The sequence below is a fragment of the Burkholderia sp. MBR-1 genome (assembly GCF_013822785.1).
In the GTDB taxonomy this organism is placed as follows: Bacteria; Pseudomonadota; Gammaproteobacteria; order Burkholderiales; family Burkholderiaceae; genus Burkholderia; species Burkholderia vietnamiensis.
In genome coordinates this window covers 2837141-2854722 of the sequence record NZ_CP053609.1, presented here as the reverse complement: position 1 = coordinate 2854722, position 17582 = coordinate 2837141, and the positions used below count along the sequence as shown (strand labels likewise).

General features: G+C 68.3%; 20 protein-coding genes. 3 read left to right on the top strand and 17 right to left on the bottom strand.

Going from position 1 to position 17582, the window contains the following annotated elements:
- Nucleotides 1-11: 11 nt before the first annotated feature.
- The 16 genes from ureG to hemN form a co-directional block, all read right to left on the bottom strand.
- The gene (ureG, locus tag MBR110_RS13190; protein ID WP_034194089.1) at nt 12-659 is read right to left on the bottom strand and encodes an urease accessory protein UreG; all 648 of its coding nucleotides are present in this window, start codon (nt 657-659) and stop codon (nt 12-14) included.
- Between the two features lie 16 nt (nt 660-675).
- Nucleotides 676-1356 carry an urease accessory protein UreF gene (locus MBR110_RS13185; RefSeq protein ID WP_011883576.1) on the bottom strand — a complete coding sequence of 227 codons (681 nt, stop codon included), beginning with the start codon at nt 1354-1356 and terminating at the stop codon, nt 676-678.
- Nucleotides 1343-1951, bottom strand: a complete 609-nt coding sequence (gene ureE / locus MBR110_RS13180) for an urease accessory protein UreE (RefSeq protein ID WP_059669487.1) — start codon at nt 1949-1951, stop codon at nt 1343-1345. The genes MBR110_RS13185 and ureE overlap by 14 nt, the downstream gene beginning before the upstream one ends.
- Before the next feature lie 17 nt (nt 1952-1968).
- On the bottom strand, nt 1969-3675 hold the full coding sequence (gene ureC, locus MBR110_RS13175; RefSeq protein WP_014722585.1) for an urease subunit alpha: 1707 nt from the start codon (nt 3673-3675) through the stop codon (nt 1969-1971).
- A gap of 28 nt (nt 3676-3703) precedes the next feature.
- Nucleotides 3704-4009: an urease subunit beta gene (locus MBR110_RS13170; protein WP_011883582.1), complete on the bottom strand. Its 306-nt coding sequence runs from the start codon at nt 4007-4009 to the stop codon at nt 3704-3706.
- A gap of 14 nt (nt 4010-4023) precedes the next feature.
- On the bottom strand, nt 4024-4326 hold the full coding sequence (gene ureA / locus MBR110_RS13165) for an urease subunit gamma (protein WP_006406310.1): 303 nt from the start codon (nt 4324-4326) through the stop codon (nt 4024-4026).
- Nucleotides 4327-4558: 232 nt separating this feature from the next.
- Entirely contained in the window at nt 4559-5434 is an 876-nt protein-coding gene (locus MBR110_RS13160) for an urease accessory protein UreD (protein WP_034194092.1), read from the bottom strand.
- Between the two features lie 106 nt (nt 5435-5540).
- Complete coding sequence (gene urtE, locus MBR110_RS13155) at nt 5541-6233, bottom strand: urea ABC transporter ATP-binding subunit UrtE (protein ID WP_014722587.1); 693 nt, start codon at nt 6231-6233, stop codon at nt 5541-5543.
- Between the two features lie 4 nt (nt 6234-6237).
- On the bottom strand, nt 6238-7095 hold the full coding sequence (gene urtD / locus MBR110_RS13150; protein WP_011883587.1) for an urea ABC transporter ATP-binding protein UrtD: 858 nt from the start codon (nt 7093-7095) through the stop codon (nt 6238-6240).
- Complete coding sequence (gene urtC / locus MBR110_RS13145; RefSeq protein WP_011883589.1) at nt 7092-8282, bottom strand: urea ABC transporter permease subunit UrtC; 1191 nt, start codon at nt 8280-8282, stop codon at nt 7092-7094. The genes urtD and urtC overlap by 4 nt, the downstream gene beginning before the upstream one ends.
- A gap of 1 nt (nt 8283) precedes the next feature.
- Nucleotides 8284-9903, bottom strand: a complete 1620-nt coding sequence (urtB, locus tag MBR110_RS13140; RefSeq protein WP_059460692.1) for an urea ABC transporter permease subunit UrtB — start codon at nt 9901-9903, stop codon at nt 8284-8286.
- Nucleotides 9904-10072: 169 nt separating this feature from the next.
- Nucleotides 10073-11380 (bottom strand): urea ABC transporter substrate-binding protein, encoded by a 1308-nt coding sequence (gene urtA / locus MBR110_RS13135; protein WP_011883592.1) that lies wholly within the window; start codon nt 11378-11380, stop codon nt 10073-10075.
- A gap of 390 nt (nt 11381-11770) precedes the next feature.
- On the bottom strand, nt 11771-12094 hold the full coding sequence (locus MBR110_RS13130) for a rhodanese-like domain-containing protein (RefSeq protein ID WP_059455904.1): 324 nt from the start codon (nt 12092-12094) through the stop codon (nt 11771-11773).
- Nucleotides 12095-12108: 14 nt separating this feature from the next.
- Nucleotides 12109-12765, bottom strand: coding sequence for a protein-L-isoaspartate O-methyltransferase family protein (locus MBR110_RS13125; RefSeq protein ID WP_014722591.1), 657 nt, complete (start codon nt 12763-12765; stop codon nt 12109-12111).
- A gap of 104 nt (nt 12766-12869) precedes the next feature.
- A complete protein-coding gene (locus tag MBR110_RS13120; RefSeq protein ID WP_034194096.1) occupies nt 12870-13127 on the bottom strand; it encodes a hypothetical protein in 258 nt (85 codons plus the stop codon).
- 71 nt (nt 13128-13198) lie between these two features.
- Nucleotides 13199-14590, bottom strand: coding sequence for an oxygen-independent coproporphyrinogen III oxidase (gene hemN / locus MBR110_RS13115; RefSeq protein ID WP_046425136.1), 1392 nt, complete (start codon nt 14588-14590; stop codon nt 13199-13201).
- 159 nt (nt 14591-14749) lie between these two features.
- On the opposite strand from hemN, the gene MBR110_RS13110 reads away from it, so the two are divergent.
- From MBR110_RS13110 to MBR110_RS13100, 3 genes are all read left to right on the top strand, one after another.
- Nucleotides 14750-15079, top strand: coding sequence for a YkgJ family cysteine cluster protein (locus tag MBR110_RS13110; protein WP_059733951.1), 330 nt, complete (start codon nt 14750-14752; stop codon nt 15077-15079).
- Between the two features lie 149 nt (nt 15080-15228).
- On the top strand, nt 15229-15810 hold the full coding sequence (locus tag MBR110_RS13105; RefSeq protein ID WP_011883603.1) for a DUF1439 domain-containing protein: 582 nt from the start codon (nt 15229-15231) through the stop codon (nt 15808-15810).
- Between the two features lie 78 nt (nt 15811-15888).
- The gene (locus tag MBR110_RS13100; RefSeq protein ID WP_011883604.1) at nt 15889-16719 is read left to right on the top strand and encodes an undecaprenyl-diphosphate phosphatase; all 831 of its coding nucleotides are present in this window, start codon (nt 15889-15891) and stop codon (nt 16717-16719) included.
- Nucleotides 16720-16809: 90 nt separating this feature from the next.
- Here the strand turns inward: MBR110_RS13100 and trmB are convergent, their stop codons facing one another.
- Nucleotides 16810-17577: a tRNA (guanosine(46)-N7)-methyltransferase TrmB gene (trmB, locus tag MBR110_RS13095; RefSeq protein ID WP_011883607.1), complete on the bottom strand. Its 768-nt coding sequence runs from the start codon at nt 17575-17577 to the stop codon at nt 16810-16812.
- Between the last annotated feature and the right edge of the window lie 5 nt (nt 17578-17582).

The window sequence follows — 17582 nt, the reverse complement described above, 5'->3', positions numbered from 1 at the left end:
CGCGCGGCGGCTCAGACCGTCAGCAATCCCTTCTTTTCGATGAACGCGATGACGTCGGCGACGCCGTCGAGCGCCTTCAGGTTCGTCATCACGTAAGGGCGCTCGCCGCGCATCTTCTTCGTGTCGGACGCCATCACGTCGAGGTTCGCGCCGACGAGCGGCGCGAGGTCGGTCTTGTTGATCACCAGCAGGTCGGACTTCGTGATGCCCGGGCCGCCTTTGCGCGGAATCTTCTCGCCGCCGGCGACGTCGATCACGTAGATCGTCAGGTCCGACAGCTCGGGGCTGAACGTCGCCGCGAGATTGTCGCCGCCCGACTCGATGAACACGACGTCGGCATCGGGGAAGCGCGACAGCATGCGATCGACCGCTTCGAGGTTGATCGACGCATCCTCGCGGATCGCCGTGTGCGGGCAGCCGCCCGTCTCGACGCCCATGATGCGTTCCTCGGGCAGGGCGCCCGCGACCGTCAGCAGGCGCTGGTCTTCCTTCGTGTAGATGTCGTTGGTGATCGCGACGAGGTCGTAGGTGTCGCGCATCGCCTTGCACAGCATTTCGAGCAGCGTGGTCTTGCCGGAGCCGACCGGGCCGCCGATGCCGACGCGCAGCGGCGGCAGTTTCTTGGTGCGGCGGGCGGGCGAGGAAGCAGGTGCGTTCATGGTGTGTGGAGCAGGTTCAGGAGCGGAACAACCGCGAATACTGGGTTTCGTGCCGCGCGGACAGGATGCCCAGTTGCGGCGCGAACGTGTTGACGGCGTCGGGCGGCGTCGCGAGCGCGCGCTTCACGGCCGCGTCGATCGCGCCGCGCAGCGCGACGATGATGCGCTGGCCGGCGAGCTGGCCGAGCGGCACCGCTTTCAGCGCGGCCGAGGTCTGGTTCTCGACCCAGCCGAACGCGTATGCGGCGAGCGTCGCGTCGGCGCCGGCGTCGTGCGCGGCGGCCGCGTAGGCGAACGCGGTGGGCAGCGCGATGGGCTTCAGCGCGGCGAGCGTCGCGCGGCGCGCGGCATCGCCCCATTCGAGCGAGGCGCAAAGCTGCGCGAGCGACCAGCCCATCTGCTCGGTTTCGCGGCGCAATTCCGCCGACTCGCGGCTCGCGACGAACCACGCGTTCTCGCGCGCCAGTGCGTCGGCGTCGTGCGCGTGCCAGCGCGCGAGCTGGTGCGCGAGGAACGGCAGTTCGCCGTGCGCGAGCACGTCGGTCAGCCCGCTCGCGATCCAGTCGCGCGCGGTGTCGGCGTCGCGGATCAAATTCGCGTCGAGCGCGGCCTCGAAGCCCTGCGAATAGCTGAACGCGCCGATCGGCAGCGCCGGCGACGCGAGATGCAGCAGCGCGACCAGCTCAGTGGTGGTCATGGCCGTGGTGGCCGTGCGCGCAGCCCGGGCCGTGTCGGTGATCGTGGTCGTGATCGTGCGGATGCGGATGCGCGTGCCCGTGGTGTTCGCCGAACACCTGCTGCGCGAGCGCGTAATCCTCGGCGAACGTCGCATCGTGGCCATGCTTGTGGCCGCCGCCGTAGGCGCCGGCTTCCGGCTGGAACGGCGCCTGCGTTTCGTCGACCTGCGTGCCGAGCCGGCGCAGCATGTCCGCGAGCACCGGATCGGCTTCGAGCTTCAGGTAGCCGTCGCCGATCTCGACCGGCGTGTGCCGGTTGCCGAGGTGATACGCGGCGCGCATCAGCGTGAGCGGATCGTGCGCACGCACGAGCAGCACCGTTTCGGACGCCGCGACGATGCGCACCAGCGCGCCGTCGTCGGCGACCAGCACGTCGCCGTCGCGCAGCACGGTGCCGCGCGGCAGCAAGACGGCGACGTCCTCGCCGGTATCGAGCGTGGCCGCGACGCGGCTCTTGCAGCGGGTGTCATAGGCGAGCGTGAGGGTCGGCGCACGCGCGACGAGCGACGCGGCGAGCTTCACGTTGGGGGCGATGCGTTTGTCGAGCGTGCGCATGAAACGAAGACCGGCAATCAGAACAGGAAATAGCGCTGCGCCATCGGCAGCACCGTCGCGGGCTCGCAGGTGAGCAGCTGGCCGTCGGCGATCACGTCGTAGGTTTCGGGATCGACGCTGATCGACGGCCGCCACGCGTTGTGGATCATGTCGGCCTTCGTCACGTTGCGGCAGTTGCGCACCGGCACGATCCGCTTCGCGAGCCCGTAGCGCTCGGCGATGCCCGCGTCGGCGGCCATCTGCGACACGAAGGTCAGCGACGTGCGCGCGAGCGCACCGCCGCGCGTGGCGAACATCTCGCGGTAATGGACCGGCTGCGGCGTCGGGATCGACGCGTTCGGATCGCCCATCTGCGCCATCGCGATCATCCCGCCCTTCAGGATCATCGACGGCTTGATGCCGAAGAACGCCGGCTCCCACAGCACGAGGTCGGCCCACTTGCCGGGCTCGATCGAGCCGACTTCGTGCGCGATCCCGTGCGTGATGGCCGGGTTGATCGTGTACTTCGCGACGTAGCGCTTCGCGCGGAAGTTGTCGTTGCGCGCGTTGTCCTCGGGCAGCGCACCGCGCTGCACCTTCATCTTGTGCGCGGTCTGCCAGGTGCGGATGATCACCTCGCCGACGCGGCCCATCGCCTGCGAATCGGACGACAGCATCGACAGCGCGCCGAGGTCGTGCAGGATGTCCTCGGCCGCGATCGTCTCGCGGCGGATCCGCGATTCGGCGAACGCGAGGTCTTCCGCGATCGACGGGTCGAGGTGGTGGCACACCATCAGCATGTCGAGATGCTCGTCGAGCGTGTTGATCGTGTACGGGCGCGTCGGATTCGTCGACGACGGCAGCACGTTCGATTCGCCGCACACCTTCAGGATGTCCGGCGCATGGCCGCCGCCCGCGCCTTCGGTGTGGTACGTGTGGATCGTGCGGCCCTTGAACGCGGCGACCGTCGATTCGACGAAGCCGCCTTCGTTCAGCGTGTCGGTGTGGATCGCGACCTGCGTGTCGGTGTCGTCGGCGACCGACAGGCAGTTGTCGATCGCGGCGGGCGTCGTGCCCCAGTCCTCGTGCAGCTTCAGGCCGATCGCGCCGGCCGCGATCTGCTCGACGAGCGGCTGCGGCACGCTCACGTTGCCCTTGCCGAGGAAGCCGAGGTTGATCGGCCAGCCGTCGGCCGCCTGCAGCATCCGCTCCATGTGCCACGGGCCCGGCGTGCAGGTGGTCGCGTTGGTGCCGGTGGCCGGCCCCGTGCCGCCGCCGAGCATCGTCGTGACGCCCGATGCGAGCGCCTCGTCGATCTGCTGCGGGCTGATGAAGTGGATGTGCGTATCGATGCCGCCCGCGGTGACGATCAGTCCTTCGCCGGCGATCACCTCGGTGGCCGCGCCGATCGCGATCGTCACGCCGGGCTGGATGTCCGGGTTGCCGGCCTTGCCGATCGCGGCGATGCGGCCGTGCTTGATCGCGATGTCGGCCTTCACGATGCCCCAGTGGTCGAGGATCACCGCGTTGGTGATGATGGTGTCGGGTACGTCGGCGGCCACGCGCTGCGACTGGCCCATCCCGTCGCGGATCACCTTCCCGCCGCCGAATTTCACTTCCTCGCCGTAGATCGTGTAGTCGCGCTCGATCTCGATCAGCAGTTCGGTGTCGGCGAGCCGCACGCGGTCGCCCGTCGTCGGCCCGAACATTTCCGCGTACGCGCGGCGGCTCAAGCGTAGTGTCATGTGCTGTTCCTGAAGAGCGGGGCGCGGCTTACAGCGGCCCCATCACCTTGCCCTGAAAACCGTAGACGGCGCGGTCGCCGGCCAGCTCGACGAGCTCGACGGTGCGCGTCTGGCCCGGCTCGAAGCGCACGGCCGTGCCGGCCGCGATGTTCAGCCGGAAACCGCGCGCGGCCGCGCGATCGAACGACAGCGCGTCGTTGACTTCGAAGAAGTGGTAATGCGAGCCGACCTGCACCGGCCGGTCGCCGGTATTCGCGACGACGAGCGAGCGCGTCGCGCGGCCGGCGTTCAGTTCGTGCTCGCCGTCGTCGGTGAGGATTTCGCCGGGGATCATGCGTGCTACCTCGATCACGGAATCGGATGGTGGACGGTGACGAGCTTGGTGCCGTCGGGGAAGGTCGCTTCGACCTGGATGTCGGGGATCATCTCGGGAACGCCGTCCATCACGTCGTCGCGCGTGAGCAGCGTCGTGCCGTAGTGCATCACCTCGGCGACGGTCTTGCCGTCGCGCGCGGCTTCCATCAGCGCGGCGGTGATGAACGCGACCGCTTCCGGATAGTTCAGCTTCAGCCCGCGCGCGCGGCGGCGCTCGGCCAACAGCGCTGCCGTGAAGATCAGCAGCTTGTCCTTCTCTCGGGGAGTCAGTTTCATGAAGGCAGTCGTTCAGGAAAACGTAATTGTTGTCGATGCACGGGAGGCCGGCATGCTCGCGGCTCATCGTAGCACCGCGCCGTTTTCCGGGTGGCATGTATTGCTTATGTAATCAGCAAGGTGCGTGCCATGCCGCGAGCCCGCCGGCGATGCATCGATGCGCGCTCGTGGTGCGCGATGCATGAAACGGGGGCGCGTCAGATGGGGCGTTGCGTCGGATTGGTGCGTGCGCTCAGGTTTGCCAGAGGCGCAGCGGACGTGCGTCGACGCGATGCACGATCGGGCGCAGCGCGAGCCAGCAGTCAGTGAAATGGCGTTGCAACGCCTCCATCGACGTGGCGAGCGTGCGCACCAGCACGACGCCCGGCGTCACGCAGGTCGCGCCGGCGCGCAGCGTGTCGTCGAACGGCATGCGTGCGGCGAGCGACTCGGCCAGCGCGGCGTCGCATGCGGCGCCGGCCGCCCACAGCGTGCCGTACACGGGGAAGCCGGCGAGGCCCTGCAACGCGCCGCGCAGCGGATCGTGCGCGTCGAGCAGCGCGCGTTCGGTCCAGAGCGGCCGGCCGTCGGCATCGACGAGCGTCGCGTGCGACGCGATGCGGCCGGCCGACCACGTTTCGCCGGCCGCCTGCCGGCCGAGCTGCGTCGCGTCCCAGCCGATCGCGCTCGCGTGCGCGCCCAGCGACAGCGTGAAGTCGAGCGCGGCATGCGCGGCATCGAAGAACAGGTTGTTCTGCGGCAGCCAGTCGAGCTTCGCGTGCGCGCCGACCTTGATGTCGATGCGCTGCGTCGCGTCGAGCCCGTTCGACTTGTACCACTTGGTTGCGCCGGGCGTCGTCAGCACCGCATGGGTGCCGTCGCCGAGCGCGATGTCGAGGTCGAGGCGGTCGCCGCCCGCGACCCCGCCCGGCGGGTGAACGATCACCGCATGGCAGACGCCGTCGCCTTCCGGGTACAGCGGCCGCTGCACGCGCAGCGGCCCTTCATGCAGCCGGTGCACGAGCGTCGTGCGCATGCCGTGCCGCTCGAAGCCGAGTTCGAGGCGGCCGCGCCATGACTTGGCGGCGGCGGGGCGGGACAGGGAAGCGTGGGAATCGGCGGCGGACATCGGCGGGAAGCTGGGACAGGCGGACGAAACGACGATGCTAACGCAACAATATGCGCTTGGGCGGCGCGGGTTGTCGGTTGCCGCCCGCCGTCGCCTGCCGTTGCCATTACACCGCGATCAACTCGCGCACGCCGTTCGCCTCCATATCCCGTGCCTCGCCGCCCGCGACGATCTCGCCGCGGCTCATCACCCAGTAGCGATCGGCGATCGAGCGCGCGAAATCGTAATACTGCTCGACCAGCAGCACGGTCATCTTCGATTCGTCGACGAGCTGACGCAGCGTGCGCCCGATGTCCTGGATGATCGACGGCTGGATCCCTTCGGTCGGCTCGTCGAGGATCAGCAACTGCGGTTCGCTCATCAGCGCGCGGCCGATCGCCAGCTGCTGCTGCTGGCCGCCGGAAAGGTCGCCGCCGCGTCGCGCGCGCATGTCCTTCAGCACCGGGAACAGTTCGTAGATCCGGTCGGGCACCTTCGACGGCGCCTTGCGGCTCGCCGCGCCGACCAGCAGGTTTTCCTCGACGGTCAGCCGCGGAAAGATGTCGCGGCCCTGCGGCACGTACGCGAGCCCGGCCGCGACGCGCGCATACGGCGGCAGCGTACCGAGCGCGGTGCCGCGCCACGACACGCTGCCGCTCTTCGCCGCGACGACCCCCATCAGGCAGCGCAGCAGCGTGCTCTTGCCCACGCCGTTGCGGCCGAGCAGCACGGTCAGCTTGCCGTCGTCGGCGCTCAGGTTCACGTTGCGCAGGATATGGCTGCCGCCGTAATACTGGTTCAGTGCATCGATCTTGAGCATCGCATTATCGTCCGAGGTATGACTCGATCACCGCGTCGTCGCGCTTGACCTGGTCGAGCGTGCCTTCCGCGAGCACCGCGCCTTCGGCCATCACCGTCACGCGGCCCGTGTCGCCCGCGAGCGCGGCGACGAACTCCATGTCGTGCTCGACGACCATCATCGAGCAGGTGCCGCGCAGCGTGTTCAGCAGCTTCGCGAGCTCCATCGTCTCGTGGTCGGTCATCCCGGCCGCGGGCTCGTCGAGCAGCAGCAGCGCGGGGCGCTGCATCAGCAGCATGCCGATCTCGAGCCGCTGCTTCTGGCCGTGCGACAGTTCGCCGGCCGCGCGATACGCATCGCTTTCGAGGCCGATCAGCGTGAGCGTGTCCTCGATCTTCGCCTGCGCCGCGCGGTCGAGCCGCGCGCGCAGCGACGCGAGCCAGCCCTTGTCGGTCTGCATCGCGAGTTCGAGGTTTTCCCACACCGGATGCTGCTCGAACACGGTCGGCTTCTGAAACTTGCGGCCGATCCCGGCGCGCGCGATCTCGGGTTCGCTCATCCGCGCGAGGTCGATGGTCTGGCCGAGAAACACCTTGCCCGCATCGGGGCGCGTCTTGCCGGTGATGACGTCCATCATCGTCGTCTTGCCCGCGCCGTTCGGGCCGATCACGCAGCGCAGCTCGCCCGCGTCGATCGCGAGCGACAGCTTGTTCAGCGCGCGAAAGCCGTCGAAGCTCACCTCGATGTCCTCGAGATACAGGATCGTGCCGTGCGACGTGTCGATGCCGGCGGGCATCACGCGGCCCATCGACGCGGTGCCGCTGACCGCGAGCAGCTCGTCTTCGGCTGGCGGCGTGAACTGGTAGAGCGCTGTGCCGTTCATCCGCGCTTCCCCTTGGCGAGCAGCGTGTCGACGAGGCCCATGATTCCGCGCGGCAGCAACAGCGGCACCAGCACGAAGATCAGGCCGAGAAAGAACAGCCAGTATTCGGCGAAGTACGCGGTGAAGAAGCTCTTCGCACCGTTGACCGCGAACGCGCCGACGATCGGCCCGATCAGCGTGCCGCGGCCGCCGACGGCGACCCAGATCGCCATTTCGATCGAGTTGCCGGGCGACATCTCGCCGGGGTTGATGATGCCGACCTGCGGCACGTACAACGCGCCGGCGATCGCGCACAGCACGGCCGACAGCGTCCACACGAACAGCTTGTACGCGAGCGGGCTGTAGCCGAGGAACATCAGCCGCGTCTCGCCGTCGCGCACCGCGGTGACCACGCGCCCGAGCTTGCTCGACACGATCGCGCGCGCCGCGATGAACGCGAGCACGAGCGTCGCGAAGCTGAGCAGCAGCAACACGGTGCGGGTGCCGGGCGACGTGATCGGGAAGCCGGCGATGCGCTTGAAGTCGGTGAAGCCGTTGTTGCCGCCGAAGCCCGTCTCGTTGCGAAAGAACAGCAGCATCGCGGCGAACGTCAGCGCCTGCGTGATGATCGACAGGTACACGCCCTTCACGCGCGAACGGAACGTGAAGAAGCCGAACACCCAGGCCAGCACGGCGGGCACGAGCACGACCAGCGCGAGCGCCCATGCGAGATGCTGCGTGCCGCTCCAGTACCACGGCAACTGGTGCCAGTCGAGGAACACCATGAAGTCGGGCAGGTCGCTGCCGTACTTGCCGTCGCGGCCGATCTCGCGCATCAGGTACATGCCGATCGCGTAGCCGCCGAGCGCGAAGAACAGCCCGTGGCCGAGGCTCAGGATGCCGCAGTAGCCCCACACCAGATCGAGCGCGAGCGCGGCGATCGCGTAGCACATCAGCTTGCCGGCGAGCGTCATTGTGTATGCGGACAGATGGAACGCGCTCGCCTCGGGCGCGACCAGCGCGGCGAGCGGCACGCCGATGCCGATCGCGACGCACAGCGCGATCAGCGCGAGCCACGCGCGGCGCGACAGCAGCGCCGGACGCGGCGGCAGGCCGAGCGCGAAGCCGGCGTCGCCGCGCGCGGCGGCCGCTGCGGGCTGCGGCGCGCCCGCGACCGGGTTCGACAGGGAATCGGTGATTGAAGTCATGTCAGGCCTCCGCGCTGCGTCCCTTCGGGGCGAACATCCCCTGCGGGCGTTTCTGGATGAACAGCACGATCATCACGAGCACCGCGATCTTCGCGAGCACGGCGCCCCAGAACGGCTCGATCGCCTTGCTGACGAGGCCGAGCCCGAAGCCGCCGAGCACGGTGCCGGCGATCTGGCCCACGCCGCCGAGCACGACCGCCATGAACGAATCGATGATGTAGTTCTGCCCGAGGTCGGGGCCCACGTTGCCGATCTGCGACAGCGCGCAGCCGCCGAGGCCCGCGATGCCCGCGCCGAACGCGAACGCATACGCATCGACGCGCGCGGTCTTCACGCCGACGCACGCGGCCATCCGCCGGTTCTGCGTGACGGCGCGCACGAACAGCCCGAGCCGCGTCTTCGTCAGCACGGCCCACGCGACGAACACGACCGCGAGCGCGAACGCGAGGATCACGAGCCGGTTGTAAGGCAGGATCAGGTTCTGCATCACCGACACGCCGCCGCTCATCCACGACGGGTTCACCACCTGCACGTTCTGTGCGCCGAACAGCATGCGGGTCGCCTGGATCAGGATCAGGCTCACGCCGAAGGTCGCGAGCAGCGTCTCGAGCGGGCGGCCGTACAGATGCCGCAGCACGAGCCGTTCGAGCACGATGCCCACGAGCGCGGCCGCCGCGAACGATACCGGCACCGCGACGAGCGGATACCAGTCGAATGCGGCCGGCGCGTAGCGCTGGATCAGCGTCTGCACGACATAGGTTGCGTACGCACCGATCATCAGGAATTCGCCGTGCGCCATGTTGATCACGCCGATCAGCCCGTACGTGATCGCGAGGCCGAGCGCGGCGAGCAGCAGCACGCTGCCGAGCGACAGGCCCGCGAACACCGTGCCCACGATTTCGCCGCGACGCTGCAGCGCGTGCAGGGCGTCGAGCCCTTGTTGCGCGGCTTCGCGCACGCGTGCATCGGGCTCGGCGTAGCTGCCGTCCGCGTTCTTCGCGACGAGCGGGCGCAGCTGCTCGATCATGTCGAGATCCTGGCGCGCGGCCACCACCTGCACGGCTTCGAGACGCTTGGCCGGATCGGCGTCGTGCAGCGCGGCGATCGCCCACAGCGCGTCGAGGCGGCGCTTCAGCACCGGATCGGTTTCCTTTGCGCGTGCGCGGTCTATCATCGGCTTGAGCGCAGGGTCGGGCGACTTCAGCAGCGCGTCGATCGCGTCGCGACGCGTCGCGACATCGGGCGACGCGAGTGCGAGGCCCGAGCGCGCGCCGGCGATCTTCGTGCGCAGCAGATTGTTCAGCATCACCGGCTGTGCGTCGCCGGCCGGCGTCGCGGCCTGCGTGAGCGCATCGTGCGCGGTGTCGCCGGTCTGGATCAGCAGGCGGCCGTCGGCGGTCGCGAGCGCGTCGCCGGTCGACAGCGCATCGAGCAGCGCGGCGGCGCGCGGATCGGCGTCGGTGGCAAGGCGCTCGACTGCGGCCGTCTTCGCGTCGAAGTCGTCGCCGGCGAGCGCGGCGGTATCGGCGGCCGTCAGGGCGAATGCGGCGCGCGGCAGTGCGAGCGCGAGCATCGCGCCAGCGACGAGCGCGACGGCCGCGCGGCGAAAGCGTGTAGGCATCGGGGATTCCTGTCGGGCTGGGGAAAGCGCACGCGGGGGCCGCCGCGCGGCTGCGTGCGGCGCGGCGCCGCACGCGTGAAGCGGCGCACCGCGCGCGGATGCGACCGGAGCGCCGCGTGCAACGTGCGCGACGTGTGCGACGTATGCAGCGCGTGCGCTCCGGCCGGCATCAGGCGAGCGCCGCGCGCTGCCGGCGCAGGAACGCCGGGATCGAGCTGACGACGTCCGGCTTGCCCTGGTTACCCGCGATGAACGGGCTCCACGGCTGTGCGCGCACGGCCGTCTTGGTCTTCCACACGACGTTGAATTGCCCGTCGCCGCGGATCTCGCCGATCATCACCGGCTTGTGCAGGTGGTGGTTGCCGTCCATCGTGAGTGTGAAGCCCGACGGCGCGGCGACGGTCTGGCCGATCATCGCGACGCGCACCTTGTCGACGTCGGTGCTCTTCGCCTTCTCGACGGCCTGCTTCCACATATGGATGCCTACGAAGGTGGCCTCCATCGGATCGTTGGTCACGCGCTTCGCGCCGCCCGGCAGGTTGTTCGCCTTCACCCACGCGGCGAACTGGTCCTTGAACTTCGTGTTGGTCGGGTTCTTCACCGACATGAAGTAGTTCCATGCGGCAAGGTGGCCGACGAGCGGCTTCGTGTCGATCCCGCGCAGTTCCTCCTCGCCGACCGAGAACGCGACCACCGGCACGTCGGTCGCCTTGATCCCCTGGTTGCCGAGCTCCTTGTAGAACGGCACGTTCGAATCGCCGTTGATGGTCGAGATCACGGTCGTCTTGCCGCCTTGCGCGAAGTTCTTGATGTTCGCGACGATGGTCTGGTAATCGCTGTGGCCGAACGGCGTGTAGACCTCCTGAATGTCGGCGTCCTTCACGCCCTTCGATTTCAGGAACGCGCGCAGGATCTTGTTGGTCGTGCGCGGATACACGTAGTCGGTGCCGAGCAGGAAGAAGCGCTTGGCGCCGCCGCCTTCGGCGCTCATCAGGTACTCGACGGCCGGGATCGCCTGCTGGTTCGGCGCCGCGCCCGTGTAGAACACGTTGCGCGACATTTCCTCGCCTTCATACTGCACCGGGTAGTAGAGCAGACCGTTGAGTTCCTCGAACACCGGCAGCACCGACTTGCGCGACACCGACGTCCAGCAGCCGAACACGCACGCGACCTTGTCCTGCGTGAGCAGCTGGCGCGCCTTCTCGGCGAACAGCGGCCAGTTCGAGGCAGGATCGACGACCACCGGCTCCAGCTTGCGACCCATCACGCCACCGTTCTTGTTGATGTCGGCGATCGTCATCAGCGCGGTGTCCTTCAGCGACGTCTCGGAGATCGCCATCGTGCCCGACAGCGAGTGCAGGATGCCGACCTTGATCGGGCCGGTGCCTGCATCGGCCGCATGCGCGAACGGACTCTTGCCCGCCAGCGCGAGCGCACCGGCCATCGAACCGAACTTCAGCAGACTGCGACGTTTCATCGATATCCCCTTGACGTGTTGGTTGTGCGTGCGCCGTGGGCGGCGCCGGCATCGGTGTAACGCAAGGCATGTGCCAGTCGTGTCGATGCACGCCCGGCGTGCCGTTACGGCGCGATGCGGGGCGTCGGTGCGGTGCGCGTGGCGCGTCGTGCGGCATCGGCGATCCGTCGCGGTGCGCTCGGGCGGGCGGAAATGGTGCATCCGCGTGCGGGCGCACGCATCACGTGCGCTCGGACGGGGCGGGACGGGGCAGGAGAGGGCGCGACAGGCGACGACAGCGTGGCAACCGTCGGCGGAAATGAAACGGGCGCGCAATGCGCGCCCGTTCGGCGAATCGGCGCGACCGCGGCGAGCGGTCGGCGTGGTGGCGCATGACGCGCCGCGCGGAAGTCAGTAGCGCGGCACGGACGGATCGACGTCGCGCGACCACGCGTCGATTCCGCCTTGCAGGTTGTACAGCTTCGTGAAGCCGCGCGATTCGAGGAACATCGCGACCTGCGCGCTGCGCATCCCGTGATGGCACACGCAGACGATCTCGGCTTCGTCGTCGAGCTCCTCGCTGCGTGCGGGAATCTGCTGCATCGGGATCGACACGCTGCCGGCGATCTGGGCGGTCGAGATTTCCCACGGTTCGCGCACGTCGAGCACGACCGGCGCCGGGCGTGCCGGATCGCGCAGCCAGTCGGCGAGCATCGCGGGCGTCAGGATCTGCATGGCTGCGCCGCCGCTCAGAACTTGAAGCGCGACGGCTCGATCGCGTTCACGAGGTGGTTCACGTAGGTTTCGAACACGTCGGCGACGCGGTACTGCTTGTCGTCGATGCGCGTGATGATCTGCGCCTTCATCACCGGACGGCCGCCGACGAATGCCGACAGGCGGCCGCCGACCTTCAGCTGTTCGAGCATCTGCTGCGGCACGACCGGCAGGCCGCCCGCGACGCAGATCACGTCGTACGGCGCCTTGGCGGGCCAGCCGAGCGAGCCGTCGCCGAGCACGACTTCGGCGTTCGTCACGCCGTCGTTGCGCAGGTTGTCGGCTGCGAACTTCGCGATCGTCGGATCGATGTCGACCGCCGTCACGTGCTGCGCGCGATGTGCGAACAGGGCGGCCAGGTAGCCGGAGCCCGCACCGATCACGAGGACGTTCTCGTGCTTCTTGACCGCCAGATCCTGCAGCACGCGCGCTTCGACGCGCGGGAACAGCATCTTGCTGGTGCCGCCCGGCAGCGGCAGTTCGAGATCGGCGAACGCCAGATCGCGGTGTTCGGGCAGAACGTAGTTTTCTCGCTTGACGATCGACAGCAGGCCCAGGACGTCCAGGTCCAGCACGTCCCACGGCCGGATCTGTTGTTCGATCATGTTGAAACGCGCGTTTTCGATATTCATGGTGTGGTCACGCAGCCAAATCGGCCGTCAGCGGGGATAGAAAAACTTCGTGATTGTACCAAACGGGGCGTCGGCAAAGCCTTCAGGCAGCCTGCAACAGACCTTTACGCATTGCTCTTCTTGATCTGCGCCTCGAACGCGAGGTCCAGCTTGCTGGCCTTGCGCGGCTTTTTGGGGCCGAATTCGTCGACGAAGCGGACGAATTCGTCGAGCGGAAGCGGTTCGCTGCGTTTTTCGGCGGTGCCGCCCGAGCGGTCGACCAGATAGAACAGGCCGCCGGCCATCGCAACGGCCGCGAACTGCGGGTTGCCGGAGCGGGCCTTCAGGCGTTCGACCGCGTTGGTCGCTTTGGTGGTGCGCATGGTGCGGATGGTTGCAGAGGCGTCGAGCCCCTTACTTTATCAAACCAGCCGCCCGCATGTGCCGCGCCGCGCTAGACGGTGCGTGAATAGCGCTGGCGTGGTGTTTGCGCCAGATACGCGTCGAAGGCCATCGCGATGTTGCGCACCACCATCCGGCCGGCCGGATGGATCGTCAGGCGGTCGCCGGCGATGCTGAGCAGCCCGTCGCGCTCGAACGGGCGCAGCGCTTCCAGCTCGCGCGCGAAGTGCTCGGCGAAGTGCACGCCGTGCGCCGCTTCGATGTGCGAGAACGGCAGCTCGAGGTTGCACATCAGCTGCGTGATCACGTCGCGGCGCAGGCGGTCTTCGGCCGTCAGACGCACGCCGCGCGCGATCGGCAGCCGGCCCGCGTCGAGGGCGGCACCGTAGCCGGGCAGGTCCTTCGCGTTCTGCGCGTAGACGTCGCCGACCTTGCCGATCGACGACACGCCGATCCCGATCAGATCGGTATCGGCCCGCGTGCTGTAGCCCTGGAAATTGCGCTGCAGCGTGCCGTTTTGCTGCGCGCGCACGAGTTCGTCGGTCGGCTTCGCGAAGTGATCCATCCCGATGTAGACGTAGCCGGCCGACGTCAGCATGTCGATCGCGAGGCCGAGCAGCGCGATGCGCGTTTCGGGCGACGGCAGCGTGGCGTCGTCGATCTGCCGCTGCATCTTGAACAGGTGCGGCATGTGCGCGTAGCCGAACACCGACAGGCGGTCCGGCGCGAGCTCGATGATCGTCTCCAGCGTGCGTGCGAACACGGCGACCGTCTGGTGCGGCAGCCCGTAGATCAGGTCGACGCTGACCGAATGGAAGCCCGTCGTGCGTGCGGCCGAGATCAGGTCGGCCGTCATCGCGCGTGGCTGCACGCGGTTGATCGCCTGCTGCACGACCGGGTCGAAATCCTGCACGCCGAGGCTCAGCCGGTTGAAGCCGATATTGCGCAGATGCACGAGCGTCGCCGGCGTGACGGTGCGCGGGTCGATCTCGATCGAGAATTCGGCGTCCATGTCCGGCGCGAGCGTGAAATGCTCGCGCGTGGCGGCCATCAGCTCGGCCGTCTCGGCATCGGACAGGAAGGTCGGCGTGCCGCCGCCCCAGTGCAGCTGCGTGACCGGGCGCGCGGGGTCGAACAGCGCGGCCTGCAGCGCGAGCTCGCGCTTCAGCTGTTCAAGGTACGGGCGCGCGCGCCGGTGGTTGTTGGTCGCGATCTTGTTGCAGCCGCAGTAGAAGCAGGCCGTGTTGCAGAACGGGATGTGGAAGTACAGCGACAGCTCGCTCGACGACGCACCGGGATCGCGCGCGGCGCGCGCGTAGTCGGCCGGATCGAAATCGTCGCGGAACTGCAGGGCGGTGGGGTAGGACGTATAGCGCGGGCCGTTCGCGCCGTATTTCGCGAGCAAATCGGGGCGGAACAGGGTGTCGGCAGAACCGGAGCTCATGATGGTCTCGCGCTATTCGAATGCGTCCGAGTATATAAACGCGCGCTCCGGCCGCATTGTGTAATAACGTCGCAGCCGGCGGTGGCACAATGTGCGGTGGGCCGCCGCACGCCGCGTCCGGTTGCCGCACCGTTTTTGTTGTCCGTTCGAGAGAGCCGAGTGTCCGTCGAAATACCTGTCCGCCCGGCGTCCGCCGATGCCGTGTCGCCGCATGCATGCCGCCCCGGCTGCGGCGCGTGCTGCATCGCGCCGTCGATTTCCTCGCCGCTTCCCGGCATGCCGAACGGCAAGCCCGCAGGCGTGCGCTGCGCGCAGCTCGGCGACGATCTGCAGTGCCGGATTTTCGGCCGACCGGAGCGGCCCGCGTGCTGCTCGGGGTTGCAGCCGTCCGACGAGATGTGCGGCGTGTCGCGCGACGACGCGCTTGCATGGCTCGCGCACCTCGAGATCGCCACGCAGCCTTCGCCAGACGCGGGCGCCGGCCGTTAGCCAGCCGTCGCGCCGTCGCGCCGCGGCGCGCGGGCGGTGCGCCCGTGGAACCCGCCGCGCGCGACGCCGCACTAACGTCGGTGCATCGCACTTCATCGCACGGCCGGTCGTCCGACCGCGGCCGCGCCCGATACAGGAGATTGTCCAGCATGACCGCACCTTGCACGCCCGGCCGGCGCCGTTTCGTCGCCGCCTGTGCCGGCGCACTCGGCGTGTCGATATCGCTTGCCGCCTGCGCGTCGACGTTCCCGTTCATTCCGGATCACTACACGTTTTCGCGCGGCGACGTGCAGAAAGCCGTCGCGCGCAAGTTCCCGTACGAGCGGACCGTCGCGCAGGTCGTCGACGTCGCGCTCGCGAATCCGGCCGTCAACCTGCTGCCTGACCAGAACCGCGTTGCGGTGCAGCTGGATGCGCATTTCACGAGTCCGTTCCTGCGCGAACCGGTGAGCGGCAAGTTCACCGTGTCGGGCCAGCTGGCTTACGACGCGCCGAGCCGCTCGGTCGTGCTGAAGGCGCCGGCCGTCGACAATCTCGTGCTCGACGGCGACGCGCAAATGTACGCGCAACAGGTCGGCGCGGCGGCCGGGCTGCTCGCGACGCAGGTGCTGACCAACTACCCGATCTACACGTTCAAGCCCGAGCAACTTCAATTTGCCGGCGTGAACTACGAACCCGGTACAATTACGATTCTTACAAACGGCATACGCGTGGCGATCGTCGAGAAATGACGGCGCAGCGCGCGCGGCCGGGCGGGCCGCGGCGCTGACGTGGCCGTTTCTTTCGACTACTTCGGAGTTGGGCCACGGATGGACTGGATCCTGATCTGCAAGGCATTGATCCTCGGCGTCGTCGAGGGGCTGACGGAATTCCTTCCGGTGTCGAGCACCGGCCACCTGATCGTTGCGGGCAGCTTCCTCAATTTCAACGATGCGCACGCGAAGACGTTCGACGTCGTGATCCAGTTCGGCGCGATCCTGGCGGTGTGCTGGGAATACCGCGAACGGATCGTGTCGGTCGTGTGCGGGCTGCCGAGCCGGCCCGACGCGCGGCGCTTCACGCTGAACGTCGTGATCGCCACGATTCCGGCGATCGCGCTCGGCCTGCTGCTGGAGAAGAAGATCAAGGCCGTGCTGTTTTCGCCGGTGCCGGTCGCGTTTGCGCTGGTCGTCGGCGGCGCGATCATCCTGTGGGCCGAGGCGCGGCAGCGCGAGCGTAGCGAGCCGCCGCGCGTGCAGTCGGTCGACGCGTTGACTCCGCTGGATGCGCTGAAGGTCGGCATCGCGCAATGCTTCGCGCTCGTGCCGGGCATGTCGCGCTCGGGCTCGACGATCATCGGCGGGATGCTGTTCGGGCTCGACCGGCGTGTCGCGACCGAGTTCTCGTTCTTCCTCGCGATTCCGATCATCTTCGGCGCGACGCTGTATGAAACCGTCAAGGATTGGCAGGCGTTCACGGTCGACTCGCTCGGCCTGTTCGCGCTCGGGCTGGTTGCCGCGTTCGTCAGTGCGTTCGTGTGCGTGCGCTGGCTGCTGCGCTTCGTCGCGACGCACGATTTCACCGTGTTCGCGTGGTACCGGATCGCGTTTGGGCTGTTCGTGCTGCTCGTCGGTTACAGCGGATGGCTCAACTGGGCGTGACGCCCGGCGTTGAAGGCAGTGGTCAATGACGAACGGCCCGATCGGCAGATGCCGGTCGGGCCGTTTTGCGTTGCGCGGGGTGCGTCGGGTTCAGGCGGCGCGCTTGCGAAACACCAGATCCCAGACGCCGTGGCCGAGCCGCAGGCCGCGGCGTTCGAACTTCGTGACCGGGCGGTAGTCGGGGCGCGGCGCGTAGTCGGCCGCGGTGTTTTCGAGCGTCGGCTCGGCGCTGAGCACTTCCAGCATCTGTTCGGCGTAGTTTTGCCAGTCGGTCGCGCAATGCAGGTACGCGCCGGGTTTCAGGCGCGCCGCGAGCTGTGCGACGAGCGGCGGCTGGATCAGCCGGCGCTTGTGGTGGCGCGCCTTGTGCCACGGGTCGGGGAAGAAGATGTGCACGCCGTCGAGGCTTTCCGGGGCGAGCATGTGCTCGAGCACTTCGACCGCGTCGTGCTGGATGATGCGGATGTTCGTCAGGCCTTGCTCGCCGATCAGCTTCAGCAGCGCGCCGACGCCCGGCTCGTGCACTTCGACGCCGAGGAAATCGTCGCCGGGGCGGTGCGCGGCGATTTCGGCGGTCGATGCGCCCATCCCGAAGCCGATCTCGAGGATGCGCGGTGCGCTGCGGCCGAACACGGCGTCCCAGTCGGGCAGCGTCGGTGCGTACGGGACGACGAAGCGCGGGCCGAGTTCGTCGATCGCGCGGCGCTGGCCGGTCGACACGCGGCCGGCGCGCGTCACGAAGCTGCGGATGCGGCGGTGGTGCAGCGGATTGACTTCGTCGGCGCCGTCGGCGGCTTCGTCGGGAAGGGCGGCGTCGTCCGGCGGCAGGCCGGCTTCGTTCGGATCGTCGTGCATCATCGGTG